This is a genomic window from Paenibacillus sp. ICGEB2008 (genome assembly GCF_000307675.1).
Classification (GTDB): domain Bacteria; phylum Bacillota; class Bacilli; order Paenibacillales; family Paenibacillaceae; genus Paenibacillus; species Paenibacillus polymyxa.
Window position 1 is genome coordinate 13984 of the sequence record NZ_AMQU01000012.1, and the last position, 17873, is coordinate 31856.

At 48.3% G+C, this 17873-nt stretch carries 15 protein-coding genes, 1 pseudogene and 1 riboswitch; of the genes and pseudogenes, 9 read left to right on the forward strand and 7 right to left on the reverse strand.

Annotated elements, in window-relative coordinates; genetic code table 11:
• Nucleotides 1–33 precede the first annotated feature (33 nt).
• A complete protein-coding gene (locus tag C400_RS0112460) occupies nt 34–2370 on the forward strand; it encodes an Ig-like domain-containing protein (RefSeq protein ID WP_026065438.1) in 2337 nt (778 codons plus the stop codon).
• An 80-nt stretch (nt 2371–2450) separates the two neighbouring features.
• On the opposite strand, the pseudogene sdaAA reads toward C400_RS0112460, so the two are convergent.
• A pseudogene (gene sdaAA / locus C400_RS0112465) lies at nt 2451–3349 on the reverse strand (L-serine ammonia-lyase, iron-sulfur-dependent, subunit alpha).
• On the reverse strand, nt 3339–4028 hold the full coding sequence (sdaAB, locus tag C400_RS0112470; protein WP_016818869.1) for an L-serine ammonia-lyase, iron-sulfur-dependent subunit beta: 690 nt from the start codon (nt 4026–4028) through the stop codon (nt 3339–3341). Before sdaAB ends, sdaAA begins: the two are co-directional and overlap by 11 nt.
• 211 nt (nt 4029–4239) lie before the next feature.
• Nucleotides 4240–4354, reverse strand: a riboswitch (glycine riboswitch).
• Between the two features lie 214 nt (nt 4355–4568).
• Here sdaAB and C400_RS0112475 point away from each other — a divergent pair.
• From C400_RS0112475 to C400_RS0112505, 7 genes are all read left to right on the forward strand, one after another.
• A complete protein-coding gene (locus C400_RS0112475; RefSeq protein WP_017427172.1) occupies nt 4569–6173 on the forward strand; it encodes a DUF6359 domain-containing protein in 1605 nt (534 codons plus the stop codon).
• 331 nt (nt 6174–6504) lie between these two features.
• Nucleotides 6505–7536 (forward strand): ABC transporter ATP-binding protein, encoded by a 1032-nt coding sequence (locus C400_RS0112480; RefSeq protein WP_025363811.1) that lies wholly within the window; start codon nt 6505–6507, stop codon nt 7534–7536.
• The gene (locus C400_RS0112485) at nt 7514–8440 is read left to right on the forward strand and encodes an ABC transporter ATP-binding protein (RefSeq protein ID WP_017427174.1); all 927 of its coding nucleotides are present in this window, start codon (nt 7514–7516) and stop codon (nt 8438–8440) included. The genes C400_RS0112480 and C400_RS0112485 overlap by 23 nt, the downstream gene beginning before the upstream one ends.
• A gap of 14 nt (nt 8441–8454) precedes the next feature.
• On the forward strand, nt 8455–9423 hold the full coding sequence (gene opp4B / locus C400_RS0112490; RefSeq protein ID WP_017427175.1) for an oligopeptide ABC transporter permease: 969 nt from the start codon (nt 8455–8457) through the stop codon (nt 9421–9423).
• Between the two features lie 37 nt (nt 9424–9460).
• Nucleotides 9461–10360 (forward strand): ABC transporter permease, encoded by a 900-nt coding sequence (locus C400_RS0112495; protein ID WP_017427176.1) that lies wholly within the window; start codon nt 9461–9463, stop codon nt 10358–10360.
• Nucleotides 10361–10403: 43 nt separating this feature from the next.
• A complete protein-coding gene (gene opp4A, locus C400_RS0112500) occupies nt 10404–12224 on the forward strand; it encodes an oligopeptide ABC transporter substrate-binding protein (RefSeq protein WP_017427177.1) in 1821 nt (606 codons plus the stop codon).
• A 42-nt stretch (nt 12225–12266) separates the two neighbouring features.
• Nucleotides 12267–13226: a LysR family transcriptional regulator gene (locus C400_RS0112505; protein WP_017427178.1), complete on the forward strand. Its 960-nt coding sequence runs from the start codon at nt 12267–12269 to the stop codon at nt 13224–13226.
• A 27-nt stretch (nt 13227–13253) separates the two neighbouring features.
• Here C400_RS0112505 and C400_RS0112510 read toward each other — a convergent pair whose 3' ends face one another.
• From C400_RS0112510 to C400_RS0112525, 4 genes are all read right to left on the reverse strand, one after another.
• Nucleotides 13254–13904: an amino acid ABC transporter permease gene (locus tag C400_RS0112510; RefSeq protein WP_017427179.1), complete on the reverse strand. Its 651-nt coding sequence runs from the start codon at nt 13902–13904 to the stop codon at nt 13254–13256.
• A gap of 14 nt (nt 13905–13918) precedes the next feature.
• A complete protein-coding gene (locus C400_RS0112515) occupies nt 13919–14578 on the reverse strand; it encodes an amino acid ABC transporter permease (protein WP_017427180.1) in 660 nt (219 codons plus the stop codon).
• 71 nt (nt 14579–14649) lie between these two features.
• Nucleotides 14650–15480: a transporter substrate-binding domain-containing protein gene (locus tag C400_RS0112520; protein ID WP_016818859.1), complete on the reverse strand. Its 831-nt coding sequence runs from the start codon at nt 15478–15480 to the stop codon at nt 14650–14652.
• A gap of 42 nt (nt 15481–15522) precedes the next feature.
• Nucleotides 15523–16260: an amino acid ABC transporter ATP-binding protein gene (locus C400_RS0112525; RefSeq protein WP_017427181.1), complete on the reverse strand. Its 738-nt coding sequence runs from the start codon at nt 16258–16260 to the stop codon at nt 15523–15525.
• 328 nt (nt 16261–16588) lie between these two features.
• Between C400_RS0112525 and C400_RS0112530 the strand changes: the two genes are divergently transcribed.
• Nucleotides 16589–17056 (forward strand): cupin domain-containing protein, encoded by a 468-nt coding sequence (locus tag C400_RS0112530; protein ID WP_016818857.1) that lies wholly within the window; start codon nt 16589–16591, stop codon nt 17054–17056.
• An 89-nt stretch (nt 17057–17145) separates the two neighbouring features.
• Here the strand turns inward: C400_RS0112530 and C400_RS0112535 are convergent, their stop codons facing one another.
• Entirely contained in the window at nt 17146–17811 is a 666-nt protein-coding gene (locus tag C400_RS0112535; protein ID WP_017427182.1) for a class D sortase, read from the reverse strand.
• Between the last annotated feature and the right edge of the window lie 62 nt (nt 17812–17873).

A 17873-nucleotide genomic window follows, 5' to 3' on the forward strand; every position in this document is an offset into this window, starting at 1 on the left:
ATTTTTAGCATTGAAATGGGAGGGAATTAGATTTTGAAGAATAGATGGTCCGGATTTCTGGCGTTGGTCATCCTGATTTCAAGTTTTACATCATATGCAGGGTTTGCATTTGCAGCAGATGCAGTGCTTTCCAAGATTGTCCTTTCCTCTAACGAGGTAACTTTGCAGCAGGGAGATACGGCTGCGCTGACGGCTACGGCTGTTTTTAGCGATGGGACGACCTCGAATGTAACCGTAAGCACGGATTGGAAAAGTGATAATACAGCTATCGCTACAGTGTATAACGGTACGGTTTCAGCCAAAGCTGAAGGGGAAGCGACCGTGGTAGCGACCTATAAAGAGAAGGTACAATCGGTTCAGGTACATGTTACGAAAAAGGTTAAGGCGCTGACATCCAATGTACAAAGCCTGAACTTACGTTCGAGCGGCACAGGACAGATTGATTTGACAGCGACTTATAGTGATAATACGACAGCTCAGGTTTCAGGTGATGCGACCTGGACCTCGGATAACCAAAAGGTAGCGACTGTAGTCAACGGATTGGTTACTGCTCAGGGAGCAGGTACAGCTAATATTAAGGCTGTTTATGGTCAACAGACTGTAACGATTGCTGTACAGGTAGAGCAGGTTAAACGTCTCGATGTCAGTTCATCAGAGGTTTCTCTTTTGTTGAAGGATACAGAGAAGGTTAAATTGACAGCAACGTTCCCGGATGGATCGGTACAGGACGTGACAGAGTCTGCTGAGTGGAGCTCCAGCAATGCAGCTGTGGCAGATGTACTGAAAGGCACTATTACCGGCTATAGCGCGGGTAAGGCGACGATCACAGGTAAATATGGCACGATGTCCGCTACGATTGCGGTGGATGTAGATCAGACGAATAAGCTGAAAGCCAGCGAAACCAATATTTTTCTCCGTTTGGATGAATCTAAAAAAATTCAGGTATCTGCTGTCTACCCGGATGGAACAGTAACGGATATCACAGATAAAGCTACTTGGGCATCAAGCGATGAAAAAGTTGCAACGGTGAATAAAGGAACGATTATGGCCATTGGAGCGGGTTCAGCTACAGTGACTGCTAAGTATGGAGATAAGACAGTTTCGATCAAGACAGATGTCGAAACCTCTAGATTTCTGGATTTGAGCGAGGACAAGCTGAGCTTGAACGCCAAGGAATCCAAAAAGCTCAAGCTGACTGCAACGTACGTAACAGGTACGGAAGAAGATATCACAAGTAAGGCAGAGTGGAAATCCAGCAATGAAGATATCGCTTTTGTCAGCGCGGGGGAAGTCACAGGTTATAAAACAGGTGAGGCTACGATCACAGCTTCTTATGGCGGCAAAACAGCTACAGCTACAGTATCCGTAAATGTGCCTGGTGATCTGTCTTTGTCTTCCAAAACGGCAACGATTGATATTAATGAGGACTATACTGCAACTCTGACGGCTACTTATGCGGATGGACGCAAGGAAGACGTGACACAGGATGCGGAGTGGGCTTCAAGCGCGGAAGATATTGCTTCTGTGTCCAAAGGAACGATTACGGGTAAAGCAGCCGGTAAAGCGGTTATTACAGCGACCTATAACGGCAAAAAACTGACAATAAACGTACAAGTGGGCCTTGTGGACCGTCTGGAAACAGACTCGCGCGTGATTGCGCTTGGTGCTCAGGAAACAAAGCAGCTGAAAGTAACAGGCGTTAAGAGTGGTGGCACAAAAACAGACGTAACCAAGGACGCCACTTGGACTACTAGTAATGTAAAAGTAGTTGAAGTTAGCGAAGGTTTGATTAAAGCGAATGCAAGCGGTAAGGCAACGGTCACTGCTTCATATGGCAAGCAAACCATTACGTTTACGGTAGAAGTGGACGTAGCGCAAAAGATTGAAGCGGATGCCATTGCGTTATCACTAAAATCCGGGGATCAAAAAACGATTGCGATTGTAGTTAAATCCAGTGATGGCAAAGAAAAGGATGTTACAACCCAAGCTGAATGGAAAACGTCCAACTATAAGGTAGCCACCGTCAAAAAGGGTCAGGTTACCGCGGTCAGCTACGGTAAGGCTAACATTCAGGCGAAGTTTGGCGGTAAGGTGATCAGCGTACCTGTTGATGTTGATACGCTTAAATACCTGCAAACGGACGAAGTCGCCTTGACTTTGAAGGCAGGGCAGCTGGCCAAGGTTACGGCTACAGCCACGTATAAGGATGAGTCGGAGAAGGATGTTTCCAAACCTGCTGTCTGGTCCTCGTCCAGAATTATTGTTGCGACCGTCAAAGACGGCAACATTAAGGCACAGGGCAAGGGCAAAGCTGTAATTACAGTGAAATATGCAGGTAAAATGACGAAGGTACAGGTAACCGTTCAGTAATCTGTTAAAATGAAAAGAAAAAGAGCAAGCATACGTCTAGAGACGATATGCTTGCTCTTTTCTTTTTTGAAGCTTAGAAGCTACGATTTATTCTTCTTGGTTGATGTGTTGCGTGTCAGTGATTCGGTCAAACGCTTGCCAGTGGGTGTCTGGGCCAAGCCGCCTTTGGCGGTCTCGCGGTGCTTCGACGGCATCGCGCTGCCGACTTCAAGCATCACGTCGATGACTTCGTCAGACGGAATGGCGCTGCGCACACCCGCCAAAGCCATATCCGCCGCGGCAAGCGCAGTCACGGCTCCCAGTCCGTTGCGCACGATGCAAGGAATCTCCACGAGTCCAGCGACGGGGTCGCAAATCAGGCCGAGCGTGTTCTTAAGAGCGAGCCTACGGCGTGAACGGCCTGCTCAGGTGTGCCACCGCGTAGCTCCACCATCGCGCCAGCGGCCATCCCGATGGCTGAGCCAATCTCAGCCTGACAGCCTCCCTCCGCGCCGGAAATGAAGGAATTGTTGGCGATGACGTAGCCAATGGCTCCGGCTGCGAACAAGCCGTGCACCATATGCTCATCATCCCAGCCGAATCGCTCCTGCGCACTAATGAACACACCGGGGATGACTCCACAAGAGCCAGCAGTGGGCGTAGCCACAATACGCCCCATGGATGCATTAACCTCCGACACGGATAGCGCATAAGCCATGGCGAGTGCAGAGGCGTCGCCGGAGCAGGTTTCCCCTGCCCGCAGATACTCGGCCAGACGCTTGCCATCACCGCCCGTTAATCCACTGCGGGATACGGTGTCTTGTGTCTGACCACGATGAACGGCCTCCTTCATGACTTCATAATAATCAGACATTTGGCGGAAGATTTCTTCTTCCGTTGTATTCGTCTCTTGTACCTGCTCTTGAATCATCAGGCGGCCAATCGTGGTGGATTCCTCCGCGCATATGGCGCTGATTTCATGCAGATGGCTAAATCGCATCAGATTCAGCTCCTTTTTTCAAATTAATCATTTTAATTTCGTACATATGTGGTAAGGATCGTAGTTTTGCGATCAGTTCAGCCGTAGGAGGACTGTCCGTTTCGATGGCGGTAAGTGCTTCTCCATCTCGGCCTTTGCGATCCACATGCATATAGGCAATGTTAATGTCGGCAGCGCCGAGTGCTGAAGTCACCGCACCTAATGTGCCGGGCTTATCCGAGTGAAGAAGCACCAACGTAGCCAGCTCCCCGGTCAGGTTGACTCGGAATTCGTTGAGCTGCTGGACATGGATGCTGCCGCCGCCGATGGAGGAGCCCAGCAGTGTGCGCTGATCCTCACCCTTCCACAGTTCAAAACGGACGGTATTTGGATGGGGCGCGGGTAGTCCGCTGACGGCAAACTCCACGGCCATTCCAGCCTGCTCCGCCCATTGCTCGGCATCTGGAATTCGGTGGTCGTCTGTATCGTAATTGAGCAGGCCTGCGATGAGTGCTAGGTCTGTACCGTGTCCTTTGTAGGTGTCGGCGAAGGAGCCGTACAGTGTCATGCGGGCACGGTCCGGCTGCATCCCGAGCCAGTGACGGGCAACGCGTGCAAGCCGCACCGCGCCTGCAGTGTGTGAACTGGAAGGTCCGGTCATGGCCGGACCGATAATGGAAAATACATCTTTGAAACGCATGGTGTGGCCCCCTGTATGTTCTAGTACCATAGTATATGGTATTTCCGCGTTTGTGCGCAGCTATGACGGTTCCTAATGCTGACGTACAATGTGAGCGCAAAAAAGGACAGGATAAGGAAGTTTCCCTTATCTCTGTCCTCGTTACCTGAGAGTTTCGTGCGGTGTACTTACCGCCTTACCCCTTGGGTGGCTTGCGCTCTCTCCAGAGTTGCGTCAGATGACGATACATGGACCTGAGAGATTATCCGCCAGCCGGGTGCTGACGTCTTGCTCCTTCGGTGCCGCCAGCGTGTAAGCCCCTGGACAGACTCTCCCGTCATCTTCATTCGCGTATACCGTTCTACATATCTTTCTTAGCGTAATGTATGCCGTGCTCGGTGTCAATCGCAGGTTTCAATTTTTACATAAACAGGCGAGTTTCCGATAAAAAAGATTAAAATTTACATAATTATGGATGAAATCAGGAAGGAATTAGAAGATTGACAGCTAATCTGATAGAGGACAAGTACATTTATGGAATTATAGGAGGGATATTGACGTATGGTAAAAGGCTTGCGGTTCACAGGTTCACGCTTGAAAGGGGTGCTGCATCTAGCAGCGATCGTATCGCTGTTGATTGGGATCCTCGTTCCATTCGGTCAGGTCAAGGCAGAGGGAGCATTGACAGTAGACGAAGCACTTCAGCGCCAAGGCAGTGGAGGTACAGTGACGGTGGAAGGCTACATCGTCGGACATGCTACCGGATCGAAAACAGCTAATTTTTCTGCTCCGTTTGCGAATGATTTTAACGTACTGATTGCCGACCAGGCCAATGAACGTAGCACGTCTAATCTATTGGATGTGCAGCTGACATCTGCGTACAGAGGGCAATTTGGGTTAATAGGTCATCCTGAACTGGTCGGCAGCAAAATTCGCGTGACAGGTACGCTTGGTGCCTACAATAATTTTGGTGGAGTAAAAAGTCCAAGCGCTGTGGAACTGGTGAGTGGAAGCGAGCCGGGGGAACCAGGTGAACCTGGCGAACCTGAACCTGGCAACCCGGGTCAACCCGGTACTACACTGCCGGATGGAAAAGGCAAAAAGGTGCTGTTCGATAATACGCACGCACAGACGGCTGGTGCAGCAGATTGGGTCATTGAAGGCGCCTTCTCCGACTTTGCCAATGGATTACGTAATGTAGGCTTTACTGTGGATCAATTGAACCGCCCTATTCCTTTTACTTATGGAGAACAGGCCATAACCTATGATAAGCTGCGCCAATATGATGTGTTCATCATCGGTGAAGCGAATGTGGCCTTTAAGGCATCCGAGCAGGCTGCCCTGCTGCAATATGTGAATAACGGGGGAAGTGTGTTCTTCATCTCCGACCATTATAATGCCGACCGTAACAAAAACCGTTGGGATTCCTCCGAGGTTATGAATGGCTACCGTCGTGGAGCCTATACTAATCCGGCCAAAGGCATGACTGCAGAAGAAGCTGCATCGCCGGCGATGCAAGGATTAACAAGCTCCGATTGGCTGGCGACCAACTTTGGTGTTCGTTTCCGTTATAATGCGCTTGGCGATGTAAATGCTACGGACATCGTAGCCGCAGATCAATCCTTCGGCATTACCAAGGGTGTACGCTCGATTGCCATGCATGCGGGATCTACGCTGGCTATTATTGATCCTACCAAAGCCAAAGGAATTGCCTATATCCCGACAGGTACAAAAAAATGGGGCAATGCAGTAGACCAAGGAGTCTATAATGGCGGAGGCCGTGCGGAAGGTCCTTATGCTGCGATCTCCAAGGTGGGTCAAGGCAAGGCAGCATTTATCGGTGATTCTTCCCCTGTAGAAGATGCTACTCCGAAATATGCGCGTGAGGAAAACGGACAGTCGAAAAAGACATATGATGGTTTTAAGGAAGTAGACGATGCCACCTTCCTGGTGCAAACGGTCCAATGGCTTGCGTGGAAGCAGGACTATACGAAATTATCCGATGTGGCAGGTTTAACGCTGGATCAACCGACGAAGCTGCTGCCGTTTGAAGAGCCTGCGGCTTCCACAGAACCGCAACCGGAGCCTTGGTCTGCTCCAGCAGCAGGCTACAAATGGTACGATCCAAGAACGTTCAAGCCGGGCTCCTATGGAGCGGCTTCGTAATAAACGCAAAAAATAATTCAGTGTGAGTGGTTGGTGCTAGTTAGCCGTTTGGTCCTCTGTAGGGGATCAAACGGCTTTTTTGTGATGAAAATTAACCTGTGGTTGGTTATTTTATTACATTTTGTGCCAGGAAGGTCGCGCTACGGCTGGATCATTGATTTTTTAAATGATGTTGATAGCATAATCTTAATTGATATATCCATATACTGGTGATAGGATGTATTCAAATTATTCCGACAAAAACGGTATGTAATGTTTGTGGAAGGTTTTAACATCAAACATGGTGAGAATAAGCAGGACAAGACCATGGAGAATGGAGGAAGCGCGCGCATTGAATATCGAACCTGTGTTGGAGATTAAAGGATTATCCGTATCTTTTCGTATCAACGATCAATACCACCCGGCAGTCGATCATCTGGATCTGACGGTCAACCCCAATGAAGTGCTGGCTGTAGTCGGAGAATCCGGTTGTGGCAAAAGCGCGCTGGCGCTTTCCATCCCACAATTGCATGACATGGAGCGGACACGTGTCGAAGGAAAGGTTCTTTTTAAAGGCACGGATCTGATCCGTCTCTCCTCAGGGCAAATGAATAAAATCCGCGGAGCGGGCATTGGCATGATCTTTCAGGACCCGCTGACAGCACTGAACCCGTTAATGAGCATTGGCAAGCAGATCGAGGAAAATCTCGATTATCATACGTCCCTATCTACGAAGCAAAAAAGGGAACGTGTACTGGAGCTACTGGAAAGCGTGGATATACCCAACCCCGTACGTGTGTATGAACAGTATCCACATGAACTTTCAGGAGGGATGCGCCAGCGTGTGATGATCGCGATTGCCATAGCTTGCCGACCCTCACTTATTATTGCAGATGAGCCGACGACTGCGCTCGATGTAACCATTCAATCGCAAATTCTTGACTTGCTCAAACAGCTTCAACAGGAGACTGGAAGCGGAATTATTCTGATTACGCACGATCTTGGCGTTGTGGCCGAAGTAGCTGACCGTGTGGTGGTCATGTATGCCGGAGAAATCGTGGAAAGCGCTGATGTTTTTGAATTATTCCGGCATCCACAGCATCCGTATACGCGTTCCTTGCTAGCCTCCATGCCGGGATCGCATACCAAGGGAGAATCGCTGCATGTCATTGGTGGCATTGTTCCCTCATTGCAAGATATTCCTCGCAATAGCTGTCGCTTTGCTTCGCGTATTCCCTGGATTCAGCAGAGAATGCATGAAGACCATCCCCGATTAAAAGAAATTTCCCCCGGCCATTGGGTCCGCTGTACATGTTACCAGCATTTTCATTTTGAAGACGAAACAAAGGGAGAGGCTGCTCATGGCACTACTGAAGCTAAATGATTTGAAGGTTCATTATCCGGTGCGCGGTGGTTTTTTCCAGCGTGTTGTTGATCAGGTAAAAGCAGTGGATGGCGTGTCGATCAGCATAGAGGCAGGCCAAACATATGGGCTAGTGGGAGAATCCGGCTGCGGAAAAACGACGACAGGCAGGACGATTATCGGCCTGAATAAGCTGACGAGCGGACAGATTATTTTTAATGGAAAGGACCTTGCGGCTTTGAGTCGGAATAACCGCCATCCGCTGCGTAGAGACATTCAGATGATTTTTCAGGACCCCTATTCTTCGCTTAACCCGCGCAAGCGCGTATTGGATGTCATTGCTGAACCGCTGCGGAACTTTGAAAGGCTGAGTAATGAGGAAGAGCGGCGAAAAGTGCAGATGCTGCTGGAAAAGGTCGGCTTGAACGCTGATGCGGCCTACAAATATCCGCATGAATTTTCCGGAGGCCAGCGGCAACGGATCGGGATTGCGCGTGCGCTGACATTAAATCCAAAACTGATTATTGCTGATGAACCGGTATCGGCGCTAGATGTTTCTGTGCAGGCACAGGTGCTTAATTTTATGAAGGATGTGCAGCGAGAGTTCAAATTGACGTATTTGTTCATTAGTCATGACCTGGGTATTATCCGCCATATGTGTGACCAAATCGGCATCATGTACCGAGGTCGCTTAGTGGAACAGGGAAGCGAGCAGGACATTTATGAGCGTCCACAGCATTTGTATACCCAGCGGCTTATTGCCACCATTCCCAGTATTGATCCTGCGAAGCGGCTAGAAAATGCTCGAAAAAGGCAGAAGCTTTTATCCTCTTACAAGTCAGAGCTGCCCAAACATTTAGATACGAGTGGAAAGCCGTTCGCACTAAAATCAGTAAGTCCATCCCATCAAGTCGCGCTACCTTAAGGGAGGTACAGAATATGTGGAAATTTACAATGCGTCGACTGCTGGTTATGATCCCTCAACTTTTTGCACTGAGTGTGCTTATATTTTTCCTAGCTAAGGCTATGCCAGGGGATGCCCTGACAGGGCTCATCACTTCAACACCCAATCTGAATCCGGCTGCACTGGAAGAACAGCGGCAAAAACTGGGACTCAATGACCCGGTGTGGGTGCAATATGGGAACTGGCTCGTCCAGCTTGCTCATGGGGATCTGGGCAAATCTTATGTACATAAAATTAGCGTTACCGACTTGATTGGCAGTCGTTTGGGGAACACGTTCTTTCTGGGTGTAGTGATTCTGGTTCTGACGTATCTGATCGCCATTCCGCTGGGAGTACTCAGTGGTCGGTATCAGCATAGTCTGCTGGATAAAACCGTGGTGGGGTATACCTATCTCAGCTTTGCAACACCTCTGTTTATACTCGCGTTGCTGCTGCTGTACGTGTTTGGATTCAGACTTGGCTGGTTTCCAACCAGCGGCAGTGTGGATGTAGGTGTTGAACCGGGGACATGGTCATATTACGTGAATAAATCGTATCATCTCATACTACCGGCGGTTACAGGCGCATTGCTCAGTACGACGGCTACAATTCAGTATTTGCGCAATGAGGTCATTGACACACGCCTAAAGGATTTTGTGAAAACAGCACGTTCCAAGGGGGTACCCGAAGGAAAGATCTATTCCCGTCATATTTTCAAGAACTCTTTATTACCCATTGCTGCTTTTTTGGGCTACGACCTGACGGGTGTGATTGCCGGCAACATTTTCCTGGAATCTATTTTTGGTTATCCGGGATTGGGCCAGTTGTTTCTTCAGTCTATCACCCAACGGGACTTTTCAGTCGTGAACGCGCTGGTCATGATCTCCGGCTTCTTGGCACTATTAGGAACCCTTTTATCTGATGTCATCCTGAGCAAGGTCGATCCACGCATTCGAATTGAATAGCGAACAAGTCTAGAGAAAAGGAGGGGTTATGGTGTCTATGCAGGTGGAGGAGGTCTTCTCGCCGGAAATCATTCGTAAATCACCATCCAGTTGGTCTGTACTGCGTCGTGAGCTGGTACGTGACAAAATGGCCTTGATTTCCATTGGGTTTGTGGCTCTGTTCTTGATTTTTATTTATGCCTCTGTCCTGTTTGTCAATCAGGATGTAGTCACGACGGTCGATTTGGGCGCGATCCGCGAAGCTCCCGGCTCAGTGCACTGGCTGGGTACGGACCGAGCGGGCAGGGATATATTCGGCCAGTTGGTCATTGGGGCCCGCAATTCCTTTACCATTGGCTTTACGATTACTTTGTTATCCGCCGCCATTGGCTTGACGCTGGGCTTACTGGCTGGGTTTTATGGAGGAATGGTCGATAACATCATCATGCGAATCATTGATTTTATCCTAGTGCTTCCATTCTTGATGCTGGTTATCGTATTTGTCAGCATTGTGCCCAAAAGTGGCATAGGGTCCTTTATTTTCATTATGACTGCCTTTTTGTGGATTGGAAAAGCGCGCCTGATCCGGGCCAAGGTACTGTCGGAGCGGGAGCTGGACTACGTGCAGGCTTCCAAAACCCTTGGCACACCCAATTGGAAGATCATCTGGTTGGGTGTGCTGCCCAATCTCAGCTCTGTTGTGATTGTTAATCTAACGCTCAGTCTTGCAGGAAATATCGGGATTGAGACCGGGCTGTCCTATCTCGGCTTTGGCTTGCCAGAATCAACTCCAAGCTTGGGTACACTAGTGAGTTATGCCAATGACCCGGATGTATTGCAGAACAGCTGGTGGATGTGGTTGCCTGCCTCACTGCTTATATTAGTGCTGATGCTGGCGATTAATTTTATCGGTCAGGCGCTCAAACGTGCCACGGATGCCAGACAACGATTGGGTTAAACCGAAGTTCAAGGATAAGGACAACGACAAGGAGGGGTTTACAATGATTAAAAGCTGGAAAAAAGGAATTTTGCCTGTTCTATCTGCCATTTTGGTGCTTTCTTTGGCCGCATGCAGCGGCTCGCCTTCCACTTCGAGTGGAGCAAAATCGTCTAACGGTACAGGTGGGTCAGGGTCCGACAACAAGCAGGTGAATACGACTGCGCTGGCAAAGGGGGTCAAGAACGATAAACCCCCGATTAAGGGCGGCATCATCAATTATGCACTCGTGTCCGACACCCCTTTTGAAGGTATTCTGAATCCTGTATTTTATGATGGAAATCCGGATTTTGAAGTCTTCCAGTTTTTCTACCCTTCCATGTTTTCGATTGATTCCAATCTGAATATTGACGATAAAGGAGCGGCGACGATTTCCTTTTCCGCAGATAATAAGGCGGTGACTGTCAAAATTGATCCCAAACTGAACTGGACAGATGGTAATCCCGTAACGGCAGAGGACTATGCCTTTTCCTATGAAGTGATCGGTAACAAAGACTACGAAGGTCCGCGTTATGATAGTTTTATGACCAACATTGTAGGGATGGAAGATTATCACGCCGGCAAGACCAAAACCATTTCTGGCATCAAGGTGCTGAATGAGAAAGAGGTTACCATTCATTTTAAGGAACCTAATCCTTCGGTAAAGTCAGGACTCTGGTCCACACCACTGGAGAAGAAGGTGTTCCAGAACATTCCTGTGAAGGACATGGCCGGATCTGATCCTGTCCGTAAACATCCGATTGGCTATGGGCCATTCAAAATTAAATCTATGGTCACAGGTGAATCTGTAGAATTCGTCAAAAATGAAGATTATTTCCGCGGTGCGCCCAAGTTGGATGGCCTTCATCTGAAGGTGGTGAATCCGAATGTCATTACCGAGGCGTTGAAAAGCGGAGAAATCGACTGGGCCAGCTATCCGACCACCCGTTACAATGAGGCCAGTAATCCGAAAAATGTACAGTTTCTCGGTCAGGAGGAATTGTCTTATAGCTATGTAGGCTTTAAGCTGGGCAAATTCGATCAGGCCAAGAGTCTGAATATCATGGACCCGAACGCCAAGTTGGCGAACAAGTCATTACGTCAGGCCCTTGGCTACGCGCTGAATAATGAGCAGGTTGGCAAGCAGCTCTATCATGGGCTTCGGACTCCTGCGACATCCCTGATCCCGCCCGCCTTCAAGGGATACCATGATGTGAATGCGAAGGGCATTGCGTATGATCCAGACAAGGCGAAAAAGCTGCTGGACGAGGCAGGATATGTGGACACCAATGGAGATGGATACCGTGAGGACCCTAAAGGTAAGGAACTGGTGCTCCATTATGCAGCAATGAGCGGGGATGCGACAGCTGAATCGCTGGCGAAGTTTTATTTGCAAAATTGGAAGGATGTCGGGCTTCATGTCGAACTGGTGGACGGTCGTCTGCTTGAGTTCAATTCTTTCTATGACCGTGTGCAGAAGGATGACCCTGGCATTGATATTTTTGGCGGCGCATGGAGTACGGGTACAGATGTAGACCCTAGTGGGCTGTATGGACGCGGAGCCAGCTTTAACTACTCGCGCTTTACCAGTGAAGAGAATGATAAGCTGTTGCAGGAAGGGGTGTCTGTGAAAGCCTTTGACGACAATTATCGTAAAGATATATACAACCAGTGGCAGGCGTATATGAGCGAGGAGGCGCCCATTGTACCGACGTTATTCCGTTATTCGCTGGAGGCAGTGAATAATCGGGTAGCCAATTACGATATTACCCGTGGTAAGGAGTACGATGCAGACGCGTTTGCGAATATTACGTTGACTTCGGAAAAAGCAGAAGTAGGTCAATAATCTAAAAAAAGCGCAATAACCTGCGAAGAAGCGCGAACCGGAATGATCCGATCTCGCGCTTCTTTTGACCTGTTCATGCAAACATTCTTGGACTTTCGAAGGGAGAGAAGGAAGACGGAAATACGTCAGCTTCAATACTTCATAGCCGTATGCGAGGAACTGCATTTTACGAAGGCTTCGGAAAAGATCGGTATCTCTCAACCCACACTTAGCTTGCAAATTAAGGCGCTGGAGGAGGAACTGGGCATGACGCTCTTTGACCGCGCAGGCAAGAAAATTAAAATGACAGATGCCGGTAAACTGCTGCTACAACACAGTGCCCATGCGCTCAAGGGATTACAGCAAGCAAAGGCATCCATTGAGGAGCTGCGTACCGAGCAACGCGGAAGTTTACGGATTGGTATCGCATTACCTGAGCTGGAGGAACCTTTGCAAAAGATGCTTGCCCATTTTCATCGGTCATTTCCTAAAATCAGCTTGCACATCTGCCCATCCTTTGATGTAACAGAACAGCTGCTGGATAACCGTGTGGACGTTGGCATCACCCTACACTCGGGTACAGATGAAAGGCTTGTCCAGCTTCCGCTCCGCACAGAGAACTACTGTCTTATTGTCCCGGTAAACCATGCATTTTCCAACCGTTCTTCCATTATGCTGGACGAATTGAGGCATGTACCCTGGGCGATGCAGCCAGAATGCCATCCCGGCAGGAAGCTGATTGAGAAATGCTTTCGTGATCGCGGGTATCCCTTTGCAACCGTCTTGGAAACCAATTCTATAGCTTCAATCCTGCGCTGGGTGCAGGAGGAACTTGCCGTAACCTTACAGACGAAGTCTCTTGCGGCCGAACTGGATCGTTCGCATTTTTGCACGGTGCCTATTTTGCGTGGTGCGCCTCAAGGACAGCTAGAGTTGATTTATCGAGCTGACCGTTACCAGGGAGAAGCAGTGAAACGATTGATAGATAAGATACAAGCTGTGCTGACAGAGCGCTCCAACTAATGACAACCGTGATGAGTATCACAAGCCTTAATGTGTACGAACCTCCAACCTGCGTGCAATCAGTGACATACTGTAATTAACGGCAAAGTACAGGAAAGCAGCGAACAGCAGAGCTGGAATGACAAAGGATTGATTTTGCCCACCGACGATCTGAATGTTATGCGTCAGCTCCGGCAAACTGATAATGACAGCCAGTGACGTATCCTTAAATAGGGAAATGAACTGGCTGACAATCGGGGGCACCATGCGACGAAGCGCTTGGGGCAGAATGATATGCCATAAGGTTTGAGAATAGCTTAGACCGGAGGAACGTGCGGCTTCCACCTGTCCTTTATGGACCGAATTCAGACCACTGCGCACAATCTCGGCGATCATGGCTCCCTCGAAGATTGACAGTCCTGTAATGGCTGCCCACTTGAGGGAAATTGAAAATCCGATGGATGGCAAAACCATGCCGATGAAGAAAATAATGAGCAATAAGGGCAGATTGCGAATCAGATCAATGATAAAGGCTGCAACCTGTGAGAGCACAGGTAAGCGGGTATAGCGCAGAATGCCGAATACGATACCAAGAGCGAAGCTGAATATGATAGAGTAAATGGCGACTTCCAGCGTGAGCAGGAAGCCCTCCAGTATAAAACGCACATTAGGCCATGCAAACAATCCACCGAAATCCATACGGGCTTCCCTCCTTAGGATGTTTTGGACAAGCGTCGCTCCATAAATAACACGAGAAAGCTGAGCGGAACCGTCAATACAAGATACAGCAGCGCCGTGATCGCATAGACTGTGATGGGCAGGAAGGTATCCGAGTTAATGAGATCCGAGTAATACATGAGATCCAGTCCGGCCACAATGGCCAGCACGGAAGAGTTTTTGACCAGATTGATGAATTGGTTGCCGATTGCAGGCAGTACAATTTTGATGGCTTGCGGTAAAATAATGCTGATCATCGTCTGGTTGTAATTCAACCCGGAGGATATTGCCGCTTCAAATTGTCCTTTGGGTACAGATTGAATGCCGGCACGTATAGCTTCTGCAATGAAAGAGGCTGTGTACACAGTCAATCCAAGCGTTCCAGATACAAAGCCATCCAAGGGGATGCCCAAAGTGGGAAGACCGAGATAAAAAAACAGTACGACAATCAGCAATGGAATATTGCGGATGACCTCTACATAGACAGTACCGATCCAGTTTAGCCATTTAAAAGGTGCAATTCGGAAGATGGCAATGATAGCGCCCAGAATAAAGCTTCCGATCAAGGCAATAACACTAGCTTGAACGGTATGAAGCAAGCCCTCTCTAAAACGGTCGCCATGATCGAGAAGTACGTTGATATCAAAAGTAAGCATCTACGGGTATACCTCCTTATCCAGAGCTAAGAAAGGAAGGAGCACGCAATCGCGGCTCCTTCACAAGATCATTATTCGGGTTTAACCCCAAGCCATTGCTCATGCAGCTTATCGTATTCACCATTGCTTTTCAGTTCCTTGATCGTATCATTAATGGCTTGCAGCAGTTCGGTTTGTCCCTTCTTCACTGCGATACCGTAAGGTTCCTCTGTGAAGTTCCCGCCTACTAGGGTATAATTCGGATCTTGCTGCTGCATGCCAAGCAGAATAGAGTTATCGGTCGTCAGCGCTTGCCCTTTACCTGCCTTGAGGGCGTTGAAGGCATCCTGATAGTTTTCAAACTCTAAAATCGTTGCTTTAGGCGCTTTTTCGCGGATATTTTTTGCGGAGGTAGAGCCTTTAACAGCGAGCACCTTGGTATCGGGAGTCAGGGACTCCAGACCTGTGATCGGGCTTCCCTTTTTCACAAGCAGGGATTGCCCTGCATTAAAGTAGACATCGCTGAAATCGACCTGTTTTTTGCGTTCATCCGAAATGGTCATCGTGGCGATAATAGCGTCGATGTCCCCATTTTGCAGTAAGGTGATTCGTGTTTTGGACGTGACTTCCTTGAGCTCAAGCTTGGTTTCATCACCAAAAATATGCTTGGCTACAGCCTTGGCGATGTCGATATCAAAGCCCTCGACCTTCCCGCTAGCCGGGTCTTTTAGTCCGAACAACTTGGTATCGTACTTCACCCCAATGACCAGCTTGCCACGCTGTTTGATGGCTTCCAGCCCGTTGGAAGCTGCTGCCTCATTTCCTGACGTTGTTGCTTCTTGCTTGCCTCCACAGCCTGCCAAGACGAGCAGACAGGATAATGCAACCAGCACCAAAGTACTCCACTGAAATCTTTTTCTCATCAAGATGATCCCCTTTCGATTTTTATTCCATTAATAGTCTGTTTAATGATGAATCAGACGGCTCAGGAACAGGCGAGCCCGTTCTTCACCCGGATTCTGAAAAAACTCAGCAGGTTGGCTATCTTCCAGGATCTGTCCTTTGTCCATAAAAATCACGCGGTCTGCCACTTCACGGGCAAAGCCCATTTCATGAGTGACGATGACCATCGTGATGCCCTGATGGGCAAGCGAGCGCATGACATCCAGCACCTCTCCGATGGTTTCGGGGTCCAGGGCTGAAGTAGGCTCGTCAAACAGCATAATTTTCGGATTCATCGCGAGTCCACGGGCGATCGCCACCCGCTGCTGCTGTCCACCGGACAATTGGGCGGGGTAGCTCTGTGCCTTTTCCTCGATTCCGACACGCTTCAGATAGGTGAGGGCTGTTTGAATAGCTTCTTCTTTCGGGATGCCCAGTACCTTCATCGGTGCCAGTACAATGTTCTCAATCACCTTTTTGTGGGGATACAGATTGAAATGTTGGAATACCATCCCGATATTGCGACGGAAGGCATTAATATCAATCTTTTTGTCATGCACAGGGACATCGTTAACGATTAGCTCCCCATCGGATATCGTTTCCAGACGATTGATGCAGCGAAGCAGGGTGCTTTTACCTGAGCCGGAGGGACCGATGATGACAACGACCTCGCCCTCCTTAATCTGAAGATTGATGTCTTTAAGTACATGAAAGTGACCATAATGCTTGTTGACATTGCGAAAATGGATCAGAGAGCTCACCCCTTTTTTGACTTGAATACATCGCTTAGTAGACGACTGACATGATTAAGCTCTATTAGAATTTCAAAATTTCTCTCATGATACTATAAGCTTACAATAAAAAAACAAGATTTTATGTCAATAAACTTTACGTAAAATATGTTTTTGAATGTATTTTTACTAGTTTTCTGTTATTTTTATGATGAAAACGAGTATGGATCCACAATTTAATGTTATTAAATCTTACATAGTTTGTTGACCTTCGACATGCAGAGGGAGAAACGTGACAAAAGCAGCGCTATGTTTTACAGTAGGGGAGAAGGAATTTAGGGTAAAGGAAGGATAGACAATGACGAAAGCTATTTCACCGCTAGTCACGGCATTGGGCATGGAGCCCCATCCAGAAGGCGGCTGGTACAAAGAGATGTGGAAGGCCAATTTTCAAATTCCGAAGCCTGTACTGCCGGATGTGTACTCCGGTCCGCGCTTTGCAGCTTCGTCTACGTATTTCTTGCTGCATCCGGGTGAGTTCTCCGAGTGGCATGTGGTCCATTCTGATGAGCTGTGGCTATACCATAGCGGAAGTCCTATAGAGCTAAAATTGGGTGGAAGTGGAGAAGAACCTGGCGAAGAAACGGTCATTATCGTTGGTGCAGATGTGGAGGCAGGACAACATCCACAAGCACTCGTACCAGGAACAGTATGGCAAACGGCACGTCCGCTGGGGGATGAGCCTGTGCTGGTAACCTGTGTTGTTGCACCAGGATTCCACTTTGATGATTTCAAGCTGATTGCCAAGAATTCAACTGAAGCATGATGTGAACTATGGCGGGTGTATTTCTGTAAACGAGCAGGAATAGCCCGCCTGATTTATTTTATCCATAGGAATGGGCGATTTAGCTAGGTTTAGGTGCTTAACTTGGCTTGAACAATGAGATGATGGGTGGGATTCACGAGAGGGTCGCATGTAATTAGCGTGAGCAGCTTATGGTTTTTGAAGCTTTTCAGAACAGACACGTCCATTGGATCGACTACCTTTATGCTGTAAACTTTATACATATACTGGCTACCTTGAGCGTTAACAACAATTTTATCTCCAATCTTCAGTTCATGAAGACGATTAAATAAACGTCCGGGAGTACGGGCTCGATGAGCAGCAATAGCAGCATTCCCCACTTGTCCCAGCTTTCCCGTTTCCGGCATATGTACTGCCGCATATTTCATGTTTTTCCTCGTTGCGCCTTCCAACACAGGGAGCTTTAAAGCAATACGACTTATGCTAATAGTGGCTATAGGAGTTTGTTCATTAACGCTGGCATTGGGAGCGGGGGATGGAAAGGCATGTTGCCGTGCCTCACTAACCGGAGCTTCCGCTACCCGAGTGGACAAGCGAGCATAGCTGTCTGCAAGACTAGAAGGCAATACCGAATTGCTTTTTTCTAGTGATAACTCCGCTGCTTGTAACAGCTTGTGTTGTTCTCGATCCTCATTCCATTCGGTCGCTTTAGGAAACAAAATAAAGAGTAAGCCCAACCCAATAAACAGATATGAAAGTTTACGCAGATTCAGCAATCTCATCTCCCCTAAGCAATGTACGGATGATACATACTTTGAAAAAAAAAAGCCCCATTTCC

Excerpts from the sequence above, each read along its gene's own strand:
- sdaAB (WP_016818869.1), bottom strand. The coding sequence starts at position 4,028 with ATGCGTTTCAAAGATGTATTTTCCATTATCGGTCCGGCCATGACCGGA.
- C400_RS0112475 (WP_017427172.1), top strand. The coding sequence starts at position 4,569 with ATGGTAAAAGGCTTGCGGTTCACAGGTTCACGCTTGAAAGGGGTGCTG.
- C400_RS0112485 (WP_017427174.1), top strand. The coding sequence starts at position 7,514 with ATGGCACTACTGAAGCTAAATGATTTGAAGGTTCATTATCCGGTGCGC.
- opp4B (WP_017427175.1), top strand. The coding sequence starts at position 8,455 with ATGTGGAAATTTACAATGCGTCGACTGCTGGTTATGATCCCTCAACTT.
- C400_RS0112495 (WP_017427176.1), top strand. The coding sequence starts at position 9,461 with ATGCAGGTGGAGGAGGTCTTCTCGCCGGAAATCATTCGTAAATCACCA.
- opp4A (WP_017427177.1), top strand. The coding sequence starts at position 10,404 with ATGATTAAAAGCTGGAAAAAAGGAATTTTGCCTGTTCTATCTGCCATT.
- C400_RS0112505 (WP_017427178.1), top strand. The coding sequence starts at position 12,267 with ATGATCCGATCTCGCGCTTCTTTTGACCTGTTCATGCAAACATTCTTG.
- C400_RS0112510 (WP_017427179.1), bottom strand. The coding sequence starts at position 13,904 with ATGGATTTCGGTGGATTGTTTGCATGGCCTAATGTGCGTTTTATACTG.
- C400_RS0112515 (WP_017427180.1), bottom strand. The coding sequence starts at position 14,578 with ATGCTTACTTTTGATATCAACGTACTTCTCGATCATGGCGACCGTTTT.
- C400_RS0112520 (WP_016818859.1), bottom strand. The coding sequence starts at position 15,480 with ATGAGAAAAAGATTTCAGTGGAGTACTTTGGTGCTGGTTGCATTATCC.
- C400_RS0112530 (WP_016818857.1), top strand. The coding sequence starts at position 16,589 with ATGACGAAAGCTATTTCACCGCTAGTCACGGCATTGGGCATGGAGCCC.